This window comes from Pseudomonas sp. GW821-FHT05H12 (genome assembly GCF_059419385.1).
The window spans coordinates 247,956-261,580 of sequence record NZ_JBWKRS010000001.1; the positions used below are offsets into that span (position 1 = coordinate 247,956).

The following is a 13,625-nucleotide window of genomic DNA, read 5'->3' on the forward strand; positions in this document are numbered from 1 at the left end:
CTGTATCGCGCGTTTTTGTTGTCATGGTCTGGCCAGCACCTGCTGACGCGGTTGCTGGAACCACCCTGCGCCATGAGGACACGATCATGAGCTCACACTCCAGACAGGACCTGATCCCGGTCGTTTTGACAATTTTGGCCATATTCCCCGTGTTTTCCCAAGCCGCCTGCGTCGTCACCCCGGGCCCCTCCGGCCAAGTGTTCACTTGTACCAGCGGCACCGACCCTGGCATCAACGCGCCTACCGGTGACAATGAAGTGCTGTTCCCCAGTGGCAATGCGGAAATCAATGGCAATGTGACGCTGGGCGCGGGTAACGACCTGTTCCAGTTGGATGCAGCCGGGGCCACGATCAATGGCTCGGTGGGCATGGGCGATGGCGCCAATATTTTCCGGTTGAACCTGGGTACCGTGACGGGCACGGTGACGCAGGGTGCAGGCGCTGACGTGGCGCAGATCAGTGGAGGCCAAGCTGGTGCGATCATTCAAGGGGATGGCGTCGACAGTTTCTCCATCAGCGGGGGCACTGTTGCATCGGTGGCCCAGGGCGATGGGCACGACAAGTTTTTCATGAGCGGCGGCACCATTACCGGGGCGTTCGAGGACGGTGATGACGCAAAGATGACCGGCGGCAGCATCGGCCGGGTGGACATGAAACTGGATAACAACCTGTTCGACATGAGTGGCGGGACCATCATCGGCAACCTGGTAACCGGCTTTGGCAACGACACGATTCTGATTTCGGGCACCAGCTACATCGGTGGCAACGTCAGCACCAGCGGCGGTACAGACTTGATCACCCTCACGGGCGGCACGATCAACGGGCAAATACTCGCCAGCACGGGTACCGACCACTTCAGTTGGATCGGCGGCGGCAGCGTCAATGGGTTCATTCTGATGGGCCCGGACAACGACACCGCCCTGCTGCAAAACCTCAACCAATCCATGTTGTCTTCCACGCCCCTGATCGACGGCGGCACAGGCGTCGATACCCTGACGTTTGACAACACCCAGGCTGACACGCCCGGGCGCTATACCAATTGGGAACTTGTCACGCTGGACAACAACGCCACCTTCAAACTTGGCGGCGCATTTGTTCTCGGCGATGTCGATACCGGAACCGGCACCATGACCCTCAATGGCAGCAGCAAACTGCTCGTCGATACCGGTGCAATCAGCGCATTTACCAGCGGGAAACTGGCGCAGTTGAACAATGGGGGCATGATCGACATGATCACTGGCAGCTCAACGGCTGGCGACACGCTGACCGTCAATGGCAACTACAACGGCACGGGCGGCACGCTTGCGCTGCAAACCGTGTTGGGCACCGACGGCTCAGCCAGCGACAAACTGGTGATCGGCCTGGGCACGATCCAGGGCAACACCGGCATCCGCATCACCAAGTTGGGCGGTACAGGTGCGACGACCTTGCAGGATGGCATCCAGGTCGTGCAGGCCATCAATGGCGCCACGGGCAGCGCCGGGGCGTTCTCACTCGCCGCGCCGGTGTCGGCCGGCGCGTTTGACTATTACCTGTTCAAGGGCGGGGTTACGCCCGGCACGGCAGAAAACTACTACCTGCGCTCGACCATCCCCGTCACACCGCCAGACCCGGTGATTATCATGCCACTGCCCGAACCGGTACCTGGCACTCCGCTTTTGCCACCCAACCCGGGCCTGACCCCAATTCCCATCTACCGCCCCGAGGTTTCCGTCTACGCAGCGCTGTTTCCCGCCACCCAGCAAATCGTGCAAGGCATGCTCGGCACTTACCACGAGCGTATGGGAGACCAGAGCCCGCAACAACAGGCCGATGCTTCGCCGGCGGGTTGGGGCAGGATTTACGGCAGCAGCACACGCCAGAGCTTTACCGGGACAGTCAGCCCGACACTGGACAGTTCGATCACCGGCTTTCAGGTGGGCAGCGACCTGTACGCCGACACCGGCAGCAGTGGCCAGACCCGGCGTGCGGGTATGTTTATCGGGCACAGCCGCCTGAGTGGCGACGTCAAGGGTTTCAATGGAGGTTTTCAGGATAAGGACGCGGGCAGCACCACCTTGCGTGGCGACAGCCTGGGCGTGTAATGGACGCAGATCGGCGCCAACCGCGCGTATTTGGACCTGGTGGTGATGGGCACGCGCTTGAACGGCAACAACACCTCCGACCGGGGTGTGAAAATGAAAACCCAGGGCAGTAACCTGCTGGCGTCGGCTGAAGTGGGCTGGCCATTTGCGCTGAGCCGCCATTGGGAGCTGGAACCCCAGGCTCAAGTCATTGTTGACCGCACCCGCCTGGATAATCAGAACGACGGTTTCTCCGATGTCACCTTCCATACCGACACAAACCTCGTCACCCGCGTGGGCGCCAGGCTGCGAGGCAACTACCAGGTCAGCGGCCTGCCTGTGCAGCCCTACGCGCGTGTCAATGTCTGGCACGCCAGCGCCGGGACCCATACGGTGCGGTTCAATGACGTCACCGACATCGACACCGAACAGCAGTCCACCACCCTGGACCTCAAACTGGGCGCCACCCTGAACGTGGCCGAAGGCGTCAGCCTCTATGGTGAAGTCGGCTACAACCGCAACCTGGACAGCAACGCCCTCAACGGGCGCGAAGGTACCGTGGGACTGAGAATGGCGTTCTAGGTTTGTATCGCAGTGTGTACAGAGCCCGCTGTGATACACCGCCTTTAATTCAGCGGCTTTTCTGAAACAGGCCAGATACAGCGCAGCGTTCAACTGAGCACCAGGCACACATCAAGCCGCAGGAGGCTCGCCATGCACACTCAGTTGACCCCTCGCTCCAAACGCCCACTCTTTCTGGCCTTTGCGCTGTTGCAGTTCGGGGCCCTGGGCGTAGCCCATGCCGAGATGCCCGAAATCAACATTCCGGCGCCCGTCAGCCAATCGGCCTTCAGCACGCTTAAACACGTCAAGGCCGGCCAGTTGGATGTGGCCTATGCCGAAGTCGGCCCGGCCACAGGTCCGGTGGTCATCCTGTTGCACGGCTGGCCCTACGACATCGACAGCTACGCCAACGTAGCCCCACTGCTCGCCGCCAAGGGTTACCGCGTACTGGTGCCCTATGCCCGGGGCTATGGCGACACGCGCTTCCTGTCGGATAAGACCCTGCGCAATGGCGAGCCCGCCGCGCTGGCGCAGGACGTGATTGATTTCATGGATGCGTTGAAGATCAAGCAAGCCGTGCTGGGCGGTTATGACTGGGGCGCGCGCTCGGCGGATATCGTTTCGGCACTGTGGCCGGAGCGGGTCAAAGCGCTGGTATCGGTCAGCGGCTACCTGATCGGCAACCAGGCCGCCGGCAAGAACCCCTTGCCGCCAAAAGCCGAATTGCAATGGTGGTACCAGTTCTACTTCGCCACCGAGCGCGGCGCAGCGGGCTACCAGAAAAACACCCATGACTTCGCCAAGCTGATCTGGCAGACCGCCTCGCCCCAGTGGAAATTCGACGACGCCACTTTCGACCGCAGCGCCAAAGGCCTGCAAAATCCGGATCACGTGGCCATCACCGTCTTCAACTACCGCTGGCGCCTGGGCCTGGTCCAGGGCGAAAGCCAATACGAGGCGCTGGAGCAGAAACTCGCGCAGTCGCCGTCCATTGGTGTACCCACCATCACGTTGGAAGGCGATGCCAACGGCGCGCCCCATCCGGCACCAGAGGACTACGCCAAGCGTTTCACCGGCAAATATCAGTTCCGCCTGATCAACGGTGGCATCGGTCATAACCTGCCGCAGGAGGCGCCCGAGGCGTTTGCCAAGGCGGTGATCGACGCGGACCACCTGTGATGAAGCGCCTGTGCATGGCCGTCATTGCGCTGGTCGGCTCGGCCAGCCCGTGGGTGTTCGCCGACGACAACGCCTCGCCGATCTACGGCGTGACCATTCCCGACGGCTACCGCCAATGGGAACTGGTGGCGCCCGCCCAGGAAGCCGACCCGTTGAACGAGCTGCGCGTGGTGCTGGGCAACAGTGCTGCGCTCAAGGCCTACCGGGAAGGCAAGTTGCCTTTCCCCGATGGCACGGTACTGGCCAAGTTGGCGTGGAAACACGAACAGTCACCGGACTTCAAGACAGCCTCCATTCCGGGCGCGGCCACCACGGTGCAGTTCATGGTCAAGGATTCGAAGAAGTACGCCGCCACCGGCGGCTGGGGCTTCGGGCGGTTCATCAATGGCAAGCCGGTGGACCAGGCCCAGCACGAGACGTGCTTTGCCTGCCACCAGGCCTTGGTGAAAGATCGCGACTACGTGTTCACCAAACTGGCGCCTTGAGCGCGGAGGTCCGGGTGTCACCGGACCTCTGCGTTTCTCGTCAGGCCGGCACGCCCAGGATGATGTGCGAGGCCTTGATCACGGCCGTGGCACTCACGCCCGGTGCCAAGCCCAGCTCGGCCACCGCGTCGCGGGTGACGATGGAGTACACCTTCGAACCACCGGCCAACTCGATCACCACTTCGGCATTGACCGCGCCGTCGTTGACGCTCAGCACTTTGCCTTCCAGGCAATTACGTGCCGACAGCCGAATGTCGCTGGACTCGGTCATCAGCATCACCCACGGCGCCTTGATCAGCGCCACGGCTTCTTTGCCGACGGCGATGCCCAGGTTGCGCACGCTTTCCATGGTTACGACTGCCACCAGTTGCTCACCACCGGGCAGGGTCAGGACAACTTCGGCGTTGACCGCACCGTCCTGAACCTGGCTGACCTGGCCTTTGAATACGTTGCGTGCACTGACTTTCATGGGGAGCGTCCTTTTCTTGACTCATAGGTTAGGAATTGCCGCGCATGATTAAACGTAGCGTTGTGTAAAAACAACTATAGCGCCCTGCTCTCTGCCACTCGCCGGTTAAAACGCTGGCGAAAATGCGACAGTTGGTAGGCGATCCCCAGCCAGATAAACCACGCGGGCATCACGCACAGTGCCAATCGAGTGTCCGGGCGTAACGCCAGCAGGCACAGCACGAACGCCAGGAACCCCAGGGAGAACCACGCCATCGGCACACCACCGGGCATTTTGTAGAGGGATTTGGCGTGCAGGTCCGGGCGTTTTTTACGGTAGGCAATGTAGGAGGCGAGAATAGTCGACCAGGTAAAAATCACCAGGATCGCCGAGACCGTCGACACGATCGTAAACGCGGTCATCACCTCCGGCACCACGAACAGCAACACCAGCCCCAGCAACATCAACAGCGTGGTAAACGCCAGGCTGATAAACGGCACGCTGCGGGTGGACAGGCGTCGGAAGATCCCCGGCGCATCTCCAAGGTCCGCCAGGCCGAACAGCATGCGGCTGGCGGAAAACACGCCACTGTTGGCCGACGACGCCGCCGAGGTCAGTACCACGAAGTTGACGATACCCGCCGCCGCCGGAAACCCCGCCACCAAAAACAATTCCACGAATGGGCTCTTGCTTGGCGACACCTGCTGCCACGAGGTGACCGCAATGATGCACGCCAGCGCCAGCACATAAAACAGGATGATGCGCAGCGGAATCGAGTTGATCGCCTTGGGCAAAGTCTTCTCCGGTGCGCGGGTTTCGGCCGCTGCGGTGCCGATCAGCTCGGTGCCTGCGAAGGAAAAGATCGCCATCTGGAAGCCGGCAAAAAATCCGAACAAGCCATTGGGGAACGCCGCCTGTTGATCGAGCAAATGCCCCAGCGAGGCAGTCACACCGGTGGGCGACACAAAGGAGCTGGCAATCAGCACCGCACTCACACTTATCAAAGTGACCACGGCGATGATCTTGATAATCGCGAACCAGAACTCTACTTCGCCAAACAGCTTGACCGTGAGCACGTTCAGCGCAAACAGCGTCAGCAACATGCCCACGGCCGGCATCCACGCTGGCACGTGCGGGAACCAGTACTGGAAGAACCCGCCGACCACCACCGCATCCCCCACCACCGCCACGCTCCAGCTCAACCAGTACGACCAGCCCAGGAAAAACGCCGCGCGCGGCCCCAGGTACGCACCGGCAAAGTCGGCAAAACTCTTGAAGTTGAGGTTGGAGAGCAGCAACTCGCCCATGGCGCGCATCACGAAGTACACGAACAACCCGATGATCATGTAGATCAGCAGGATCGAGGTGCCGGACAACGCGATGATCTTGCCCGAACCCATGAACAGGCCCGTGCCGATCGCACCGCCCATGGCCATCAGCTGGATGTGGCGGTTACTCAGGGTGCGTTGCAACGCAGGCTTTTCGGCAAGCCCGGGCGTGGTTGTTTTCATCACAAAACCTCTTGTTATGTTTTTGAGTTTTGGCAGAAAAAAGGATTGAACGGTGGCGCTCAGGCGCTCTTGTTTTCGAAGCCATGCAGCACGTTGACGGCATTGATGCCGATCTCATCGACCATGTAGCCGCCCTCCATCACGAACAGCGTTGGCACGCCGACACCGGCGATGAGTTCACCCATGGCGATGAAGTCCGGGCTGTCGAGCAAGAAGTGGCTGATGGGGTCGTCCTTGAAGGTGTCGACGCCCAGGGAAATCACCAGCACTTCGGGGGCGAAGTGTTTCAATTGCCGACAGGCGTCAAGCAAGGCGACTTGGTAACTGGCCCAATCGGTGTTTTTCGGCAACGGGTAATTGAGGTTGAAGCCCTCTCCCGCCCCGGCACCGCGCTCGTGGGCATGGCCGGAAAAGTACGGATAGGACACGCTCGGCTCGCCGTGCAACGAGATGAACATCACGTCGGGGCGATCATAGAAAATGTTCTGCGTGCCGTTGCCATGGTGGAAGTCCACGTCCAGCACCGCCACGCGCTTGGCGCCCTGGGTGATGGCCTGTTGCGCGGCAATTGCGGCGTTGTTGAGGTAGCAATAACCGCCCATGTATTCGCGTGCCGCATGGTGCCCAGGTGGACGGCACAGGGCGAAGGCGCTGTGCTGGCCTTCATCGATCAGCGCCAGGCCAGTCAGTGCGATATCCGCGCTGGTTTTCACCGCGTTCCAGGTGGTGCGGGTGATCGGCGAGCCGGCGTCCATGGCGAAGAAGCCCAGCTTGCCATCGATGAACTCCGGCACCTGCTGGTTGGCCAGGTCGCGCACCGGCCACACCAGCGGCAGTGCGTCATGGCTGCGGCCAATGGCGGTCCATTCGGCCCAGGCGGTTTCGAGGAAGGTCACATAGCGTTCGCTGTGGGCATTGACGTAGCAGGCGCGGTCGAAGGTGCGCGGCACGATGATCTCGCCCAGCCCCACCCGTTGTACCCGGTCACGCACCGTGTCCGCTCGGCTGGGTTGTTCGAACGAAGGTTTGAGCACGCCATCTTTCAATTCGGTGCCATGGTGCAAACGGTGGTCATCACTAAAAACAGTCAACATTGCTGAGGTTCCGCCAGTAAAAGACAGGGTCTATTTTGTTCTGGCGACGCCGGGCTTTCTTTGCTTTTAATTCCACCACTGTTAGCTTATTCGGAACTTTTTACCCTTACAGCACCGATAAATGAAAAATAAAACCAAGCAGGTCGCTCTTGATGATACTGATCTCGCCATCCTCGCCCTGCTGCAGGAAGACGCCAGCATTTCCAACGCCCAACTCAGCGAGCGCCTGTCCCTGAGCCTCACGCCGTGCTGGCGTCGCCGCAAGCGCCTGGAAGAAGAAGGCGTGATCAAGGACTACCAGGCCAACCTCGATCGCAAGCTGCTCGGGCTGAACATCCTGGCCTTCGTGCACGTGCGCTTTGCCATCCATGCCGACCAGGCGCCGGACGCGTTCGAGGCCGTGATGCGCGAGCTGCCCCAGGTGCTGGCGTGCCACAAGATCACCGGCGATGCGGATTACCTGCTGCAGGTACTCGCCGAGGACCTCGACAGCTACAGCGAATTTGTCGAGAACGTGCTGCGCCGGCAGCTGGGGATTGCGTCGATCCAGTCGAGCCTGGCGTTGAAGGAAGTGAAGGCGACGAGTCGGGTGGCGATTGCGGGGCGCTAAGGCTTCGAACAGCGCCTGGCCCGTTTAAAGTCCTACTCGACCAGGCCGATAACTGACTTGCAGTATTGAATCCGAACACTCGCCCCGCGCACGCCAGATCCTCTTACGATTACATGGAGTAAGCCTGCATGCCTGTCCGTACGCGTTTTCTCGAGCATTACCGCAAGGCCGACCGCATCATGCTGGCGTTGATCTGGCTGATGTTTTTGTTCTCCGTGGGCCTGGCGTTCTGGCACGACACCTTGCTGCAAGCGGTGATCATCGGCGGCGGCACCGCTGTTGTACTGACCGCGCTTTACCGTGCCCTTTCAGGCACCCGCGTGATGCGCTGCGCACTCGGCGCAGGCCTGATGGTCATGGCCGCCCTGCACATCAACCAGGCCCAGGGTGTGATCGAATCCCACTTCGGCATCTTCGCCCTGCTGGCGGTGCTTACGTTTTACCGCGACTGGCTGCCGATCCTGGTGGCTGCCCTCACCATCGCGGTACACCACGTGGTGTTCCATGCCTTGCAGCATCAGGGCTTCCCGGTGTTTGTGATGGATCATCACGGCGGCTGGGGGATGGTGTTCGTGCATGCGTTCTACGTGGTGATGGAAACCGTCGCCCTGCTCTACCTCGCCGTGCACAGCCAGGCCGAAGCGGTCGAGAGCCAGGAAATGCTCGAAAAAATGCTGGCCGTCACCTCGCAATTCACCTCCCAGACCAGCCAGGGCGAAGGCAAGGTGCATGTGTCACTGGCCAAGCGCTTTGATCACTTCCTGCAGCAGATCACCCACCTGATCGATGGCGTCACCCGCGACTCCCACGGCCTCGGCCAGCTGGGCCAGGAACTGGCCAGTGCCAGCGGCACCCTGGAAAAAGGTGCGAGGCACCAGCTGGCAGAAATCACTCAGATGACCGGCTCGATGCAGCGCATGGAAGACGCCATGGGCCACATCGCCGTGCACGTCGAACAAGCCGTCGAACACGCGGGCAAGGCCAGCCAGCAAATCGTGCGCGGCCAGCAAAGTGTCGGCCGTGCGCAACACGAAATCACTCAATTGGCCTCCCGCCTCAACGGCACCCACGAAACCGTGCAAGGCCTGGCGGTACAGGCCGAACAGATCGGCACCGTGCTCGAAGTGATCAACAGCATCGCCAACCAGACCAACCTCCTCGCCCTCAACGCCGCCATCGAAGCCGCCCGCGCCGGTGAACAAGGCCGCGGTTTTGCCGTGGTCGCCGACGAAGTGCGCAGCCTGGCCCAACGCACCGCCGTTTCCACCCAGGAAATCAAGACCATCATCGAAGGCTTGCAACACGGCAGCCGCCAAGCCGTGGAAGCCATGCACGACAGCCGCCAGGGGGTGGAACGGTGCGTGGAAGACAGCCAGGTCGCAGTGGACATGCTGCAAGCCGTGGGCAATGACATTGCGCATATCGATGAATTGAATGGGCGGATCGTAAGTACGACGCGGGAGCAGACGTCAGCCAATCTGGAGATTGTGGGGCGGTTGCAGGCGGTGCAAGGCATTGCCCAGAGCACGGCGGACGACGTGGAGTTGCTGGCCAGGAGCAGTGAGCAGTTGCCGGTGATTGCGGTGCGGCTGGATGCGTTGGGGCGGCGCTTTCACCAATAAGCGCGCTCCCCTGTAGGCGCTGGCTTGCCGGCGATGCATGCAACGCGGTGCATCAGTAGCACCCCGTCGATGCCATCGCCGGCAAGCCGGCTCCTACAGAGGACGGGGATAAACGTCAGGCGGGCATCACCCGATACGCACATCGCCTCGCCCCCAGTTGGATGTGTTCCACCCGCTCCACTTTGGCTTGCAGCACCTGCTCGAACACCTGCAACTCCGCCCGGCAAAAGCCCTGGCATGCCGTGGCGGCGGCACAGATCGGGCAGTGGTTTTCCACCAGGATCAAGGCGCCGTCGGGTTGTTCGCTCCATTCGGCCATATAGCCTTCACGGGTTCGCAGCGTGGCCAGCCGTTCGACCCGTGCCTTCAGGTCCGCCAACCCTTCCATTTCTTGCTCATACAAGGCTTGAGTCTGGCGCTCGCGCACGTCGATCAGGCGATCGATGGCGGCCTCGCCGAAGGTTTCGCGCACGGTCTGCAGCAGTTGCAGGGTCAGGTCCGAGTGGGTGTCCGGAAAGCGTGCATGCCCCTGGGCCGTGAGTTGCCACACCTGCGTCGGGCGCCCTACCCCGCGCACCTCAGAAGTGGCCTGTACCAGGCCGCTGGCCGCCAGTTTCACCAGTTGCTGGCGCGCAGCCTCACCGCTGGTGCCGAGGAATACGCCCGCATCGGCGGCCAGCTGCGGGCCACGGGTCTTGAGCAGGTGCAAGATGCGATCAGCCGGAGACGCCGAAGAGTTTTCCAAGTCATTTCTTGACAAAATATTTAGCCCCACCGCAATATTCAAAGCAATTGCTTGGCAAATTAACCCAAGCCTGACGCTCATGCAAACCATCGGGGCCTACCGGCGCCCGTATGACAAGGAATTGTGGATGGACACCCAGAACAGCAGTTGGGGCGAATTGCTCCGTGGCAGGAACGCCGCCCGCTCCCTTGCCCTCTCGGGGGGCATTGCGCTGTACGCTACCAACACCTATATCGCCACCACCATTTTGCCGTCGGTGGTGGCCGAAATCGGCGGGCTGGAGCTGTATGCCTGGAGCACCACGCTGTATGTGGTGGCCTCGATCCTGGGCTCGGCCCTCACCTCCAAGCTGCTGCTACGCAGCGGGCCGCGCCTGGCCTATGCGGTTGCGACCCTGGTGTTCATGGCGGGTGTGATGATCTGCGCCTTGGCACCCAGCATGCCGGTGATGCTGGTCGGGCGGTCGATCCAAGGCCTGGGCGGTGGTGTCTTGCTTGCCCTGTGCTACTCAATGATTCAACTGGTGTTTGAGGAACGCCTGTGGCCGCGCGCGATGGCGTTGGTGTCGGGCATGTGGGGCGTGGCGACACTGGTGGGCCCGGCCGTGGGCGGCGTGTTTGCCGAAATGGACGCCTGGCGCTACGCCTTTGGCGCGATGGTACCGGTGAGCCTGGCCTACATCGTGCTCACCAGCCGGGCGCTGCCACCTCGAGATAACGCGGCGACCACCGCCACACGCCTGCCGGTGGCTCAACTTGTGCTGCTGGCTGCGGCGGTGTTGGCGGTGTGTGCGGGCAGCGTTTCGCCGCTGCCGAGCTGGAACCTGCTGGGCATCGCAACCTGTGCCGTGCTGGTGCTGCTGTTGATCCGCCAGGAATCCCGCGCCGCTGTGCGATTGCTGCCACGAGACGCGCTGAAATTCAGCACCCCACTCTGCGCGCTCTACGCCACCACCTGCCTGCTGGTGATCGGCATGAGCAGCGAGATTTTCATGCCGTATTTCCTGCAGCACCTGCACGGCCAATCACCGTTGGTGGCCGGCTACATGGCGGCGTTGATGGCGGCAGGCTGGACGATATCGGAGATCCTCAGCTCCGGCTGGACCGGGCGCGGCGCCCATCGCGCCATCCTTGCAGGGCCGCTGCTGATCGTCGCCGGGTTGGTGATATTGGCGATCACCACACCCACGGCAAGTGGAGGTGATTGGGCGCTCCTGGCGCCTATCTGCCTGGGGTTGTTTTTGGTGGGATTCGGTATCGGCCTGGGCTGGCCGCACCTGCTGACACGCATCCTGCAAGTGGCCTCGACCCAGGATCAGGACACCGCTGCATCGTCGATTACCACGCTGCAACTGTTTGCCATGGCGCTGGGTGCGGCACTTGCGGGTGTGATATCCAATATGGCGGGCATCAACGACGCAGCCGGCGATGCGGGTGTCGCCAATGCGGCGCGCTGGTTGTTCGCCGTATTTACCCTGGCACCGATGTTGGCGCTGGTGATGGCGGTTCGGGCGACGCGGGCCAAGGAAGATAGCGGTGAGTTGGCGGTTTCTCAGCACTGACCCTTGGGTTTCCAGCAGAATGCCGTCAAACGAAAGAGACCTGCCGATGAACATTCAAGCCCTGGAAGAAAGCAACATCCTGTCGATCTCGATTGACCAAGCCCATCGTTTCTTTGAAATGACCGTCAGCTTGCAGGACGGTGCTTATTGCAAGTTGAGGGCCTGGAACGACGATGGACTTAAACTGGCTATCCGGCTTGGCGCATTGAACTTGCACGCCCGCGCTGGCCTTGGAGAGTTAGAGGGCATCAGCCTTGCAGACAACGTACTGATCCTGGAAGGTGATTTCGGCGATATCGAAATTGAAGCCACGAACGTGGTGGTGGAAAAATTGAAGTAAGTTTTCCGTGACCTTAACCTTCAAAATGATCACCTGAGTACCCAGATGCTATCCGCACAACAAGCCAGCGCTATCGTCCTTGACCTTCATGAAGGCTCCTTCAGAGAGGGTCGCCCGGAGCGATTTGCCATTTCGTTCTGCGAACTCTCTGCCAACCGCGACTACTGGGTGGTGCGCTGCAATACCGAAGAATGCGTGCTGCACGGCAAAACCGAATACTGCTACGTCGGCGTCAACGCGCACCTAGTGGACGTACACACCGGGGCGCTGGAGACGGTAGCCAGTTGCTTTACGGTGGACCAATACCTGTATGACAAGCGATATCTGCAGGCTGCCGCCGGCAATAGCTATGTGCTGTGCCCGACGTTCTCTCGTGTGGACAAAGCTTTGGTGATCAAGTTGCGGCAAACGCTGTCGTGCTCTTACACCGAGAGCTTCGCTCTCCTTTCGGTTACGGGTCGCCAGTGGTTGACGGGCATACACAGACACCTGGAAGAGGCCAAGTGCTTGCTGGCTGAGGAAGGGATACCAACGGACATTGAATTGGTTTCAGAACCGAAAGGCGCCACGGCCATCGGACCTGAAACCTGGCACATCGCTGCGGTACTGAAGGCCATTCAAAAGACGCTTCAACGTGGGTGATTCATTCGGTTAATCACTCGCCCCTGGGTAACCCCCTGCATCAACGAACAACGTGCGAAGCTTCTTTTGCGCCGCCGCTGAAAGACGCGGTGAGTAGCGCTGAAACTCTTGTTCAGCAGCATCGGGCTTGCCGTTCCTGGCCAGCACAAAAGCGTAGGCAAGCGGGTGTTGCGTGTAGTTGTAGAAACCCAATCCCCCTGTCGACAGATGCTGCCTGACCCGCTCAAAAGCATTGGGCAGGTCGGCTATCGAACGCGCCGAGTTCCAGAAGGATTCTGCGGTTGGAATAACTGCCCTGAGGATATCGGGTGCGCACTTCGCAATGGTTTCGGGCCCGTAGCTATAGGAAATATCAAGCGCCCGATCACGCACATCAAACGTCAGGTCAGGTCGCGCCGACTTCACAGTTCTGTGCCACTTGAAGTCATTGCCGGACAGGTGCGAGACAAAATCCAGGGACAACCCCCATGAAGGCGCGAGCGCACCGCCCTTCCACTGCGCCAGGCGAAAGATCTGCCGGATGGGGGCATCAGCACTGCGCACCCAGGACAATGGGCCTTGTACTTCAAAACCCGATGGCAGCAGAAGTGCGTCTACGGTAGGCGAAACTATTTCGTGGATCTGGTCGATTCGCACGACCTGAAACGCTGTTCCTTGCATTGCGGGCTCCTCACATTGTGCGGTGGAGTTTTCTCGATTGACGCACGGGATTCAAGGCCCTGAGTTTTTTGCTCAAGCCCCTCACCGATCAAAGCGCAGGC

The 13,625-nt window shown here is 60.8% G+C and carries 12 protein-coding genes and 1 pseudogene; 8 read left to right on the forward strand and 5 right to left on the reverse strand.

Translation table 11 applies throughout. The features are described from left to right. The first annotated feature begins 86 nt into the window (after window positions 1-86). The 3 genes and pseudogenes from AC07SU_RS01140 (at window position 87) to AC07SU_RS01150 (ending at window position 4,291) form a co-directional block, all read left to right on the forward strand. Window positions 87-2,645 (forward strand): annotated as a pseudogene (locus AC07SU_RS01140) (autotransporter family protein). Window positions 2,646-2,777: 132 nt separating this feature from the next. After that, window positions 2,778-3,806 (forward strand): alpha/beta fold hydrolase, encoded by a 1,029-nt coding sequence (locus tag AC07SU_RS01145; protein ID WP_494995920.1) that lies wholly within the window; start codon window positions 2,778-2,780, stop codon window positions 3,804-3,806. Window positions 3,807-3,820: 14 nt separating this feature from the next. Then, window positions 3,821-4,291 carry a cytochrome P460 family protein gene (locus AC07SU_RS01150; protein WP_494996018.1) on the forward strand — a complete coding sequence of 157 codons (471 nt, stop codon included), beginning with the start codon at window positions 3,821-3,823 and terminating at the stop codon, window positions 4,289-4,291. 40 nt (window positions 4,292-4,331) lie between these two features. Here the strand turns inward: AC07SU_RS01150 and AC07SU_RS01155 are convergent, their stop codons facing one another. The 3 genes from AC07SU_RS01155 to AC07SU_RS01165 all read right to left on the reverse strand — a co-directional run bounded on the left by AC07SU_RS01155 (window position 4,332) and on the right by AC07SU_RS01165 (window position 7,344). After that, window positions 4,332-4,760: a TOBE domain-containing protein gene (locus AC07SU_RS01155; RefSeq protein ID WP_155585186.1), complete on the reverse strand. Its 429-nt coding sequence runs from the start codon at window positions 4,758-4,760 to the stop codon at window positions 4,332-4,334. A 74-nt stretch (window positions 4,761-4,834) separates the two neighbouring features. Continuing rightward, window positions 4,835-6,250: an amino acid permease gene (locus AC07SU_RS01160; protein ID WP_494995921.1), complete on the reverse strand. Its 1,416-nt coding sequence runs from the start codon at window positions 6,248-6,250 to the stop codon at window positions 4,835-4,837. Between the two features lie 59 nt (window positions 6,251-6,309). Then, window positions 6,310-7,344: a histone deacetylase family protein gene (locus AC07SU_RS01165; RefSeq protein ID WP_494995922.1), complete on the reverse strand. Its 1,035-nt coding sequence runs from the start codon at window positions 7,342-7,344 to the stop codon at window positions 6,310-6,312. Between the two features lie 121 nt (window positions 7,345-7,465). Between AC07SU_RS01165 and AC07SU_RS01170 the strand changes: the two genes are divergently transcribed. Beyond that, window positions 7,466-7,954 carry an Lrp/AsnC family transcriptional regulator gene (locus AC07SU_RS01170; RefSeq protein WP_494995923.1) on the forward strand — a complete coding sequence of 163 codons (489 nt, stop codon included), beginning with the start codon at window positions 7,466-7,468 and terminating at the stop codon, window positions 7,952-7,954. Window positions 7,955-8,082: 128 nt separating this feature from the next. Beyond that, window positions 8,083-9,576, forward strand: coding sequence for a methyl-accepting chemotaxis protein (locus tag AC07SU_RS01175; protein ID WP_494995924.1), 1,494 nt, complete (start codon window positions 8,083-8,085; stop codon window positions 9,574-9,576). A 115-nt stretch (window positions 9,577-9,691) separates the two neighbouring features. Here AC07SU_RS01175 and AC07SU_RS01180 read toward each other — a convergent pair whose 3' ends face one another. Beyond that, on the reverse strand, window positions 9,692-10,321 hold the full coding sequence (locus AC07SU_RS01180) for a helix-turn-helix transcriptional regulator (RefSeq protein ID WP_218172604.1): 630 nt from the start codon (window positions 10,319-10,321) through the stop codon (window positions 9,692-9,694). 127 nt (window positions 10,322-10,448) lie between these two features. Here AC07SU_RS01180 and AC07SU_RS01185 point away from each other — a divergent pair, with 127 nt between their 5' ends. From AC07SU_RS01185 to AC07SU_RS01195, 3 genes are read left to right on the forward strand one after another with little or no spacing between them, the layout of a single operon-like run. Continuing rightward, window positions 10,449-11,882, forward strand: a complete 1,434-nt coding sequence (locus AC07SU_RS01185) for an MFS transporter (RefSeq protein ID WP_494995925.1) — start codon at window positions 10,449-10,451, stop codon at window positions 11,880-11,882. Window positions 11,883-11,928: 46 nt separating this feature from the next. Beyond that, a complete protein-coding gene (locus tag AC07SU_RS01190) occupies window positions 11,929-12,222 on the forward strand; it encodes a hypothetical protein (protein WP_494995926.1) in 294 nt (97 codons plus the stop codon). A 45-nt stretch (window positions 12,223-12,267) separates the two neighbouring features. After that, a complete protein-coding gene (locus AC07SU_RS01195; RefSeq protein ID WP_494995927.1) occupies window positions 12,268-12,864 on the forward strand; it encodes a hypothetical protein in 597 nt (198 codons plus the stop codon). Between the two features lie 9 nt (window positions 12,865-12,873). On the opposite strand, the gene AC07SU_RS01200 is transcribed toward AC07SU_RS01195, so the two are convergent. Continuing rightward, window positions 12,874-13,524 (reverse strand): hypothetical protein, encoded by a 651-nt coding sequence (locus AC07SU_RS01200; protein ID WP_494995928.1) that lies wholly within the window; start codon window positions 13,522-13,524, stop codon window positions 12,874-12,876. Window positions 13,525-13,625: the final 101 nt, after the last annotated feature.

What these genes read in the sequence shown, in the direction of transcription:
- AC07SU_RS01145 (WP_494995920.1), top strand. Translation starts at nt 2,778, where the DNA reads ATGCACACTCAGTTGACCCCTCGCTCCAAACGCCCACTCTTTCTGGCC.
- AC07SU_RS01150 (WP_494996018.1), top strand. Translation starts at nt 3,821, where the DNA reads ATGGCCGTCATTGCGCTGGTCGGCTCGGCCAGCCCGTGGGTGTTCGCC.
- AC07SU_RS01155 (WP_155585186.1), bottom strand. Translation starts at nt 4,760, where the DNA reads ATGAAAGTCAGTGCACGCAACGTATTCAAAGGCCAGGTCAGCCAGGTT.
- AC07SU_RS01160 (WP_494995921.1), bottom strand. Translation starts at nt 6,250, where the DNA reads ATGAAAACAACCACGCCCGGGCTTGCCGAAAAGCCTGCGTTGCAACGC.
- AC07SU_RS01165 (WP_494995922.1), bottom strand. Translation starts at nt 7,344, where the DNA reads ATGTTGACTGTTTTTAGTGATGACCACCGTTTGCACCATGGCACCGAA.
- AC07SU_RS01170 (WP_494995923.1), top strand. Translation starts at nt 7,466, where the DNA reads ATGAAAAATAAAACCAAGCAGGTCGCTCTTGATGATACTGATCTCGCC.
- AC07SU_RS01175 (WP_494995924.1), top strand. Translation starts at nt 8,083, where the DNA reads ATGCCTGTCCGTACGCGTTTTCTCGAGCATTACCGCAAGGCCGACCGC.
- AC07SU_RS01185 (WP_494995925.1), top strand. Translation starts at nt 10,449, where the DNA reads ATGGACACCCAGAACAGCAGTTGGGGCGAATTGCTCCGTGGCAGGAAC.
- AC07SU_RS01190 (WP_494995926.1), top strand. Translation starts at nt 11,929, where the DNA reads ATGAACATTCAAGCCCTGGAAGAAAGCAACATCCTGTCGATCTCGATT.
- AC07SU_RS01195 (WP_494995927.1), top strand. Translation starts at nt 12,268, where the DNA reads ATGCTATCCGCACAACAAGCCAGCGCTATCGTCCTTGACCTTCATGAA.
- AC07SU_RS01200 (WP_494995928.1), bottom strand. Translation starts at nt 13,524, where the DNA reads ATGCAAGGAACAGCGTTTCAGGTCGTGCGAATCGACCAGATCCACGAA.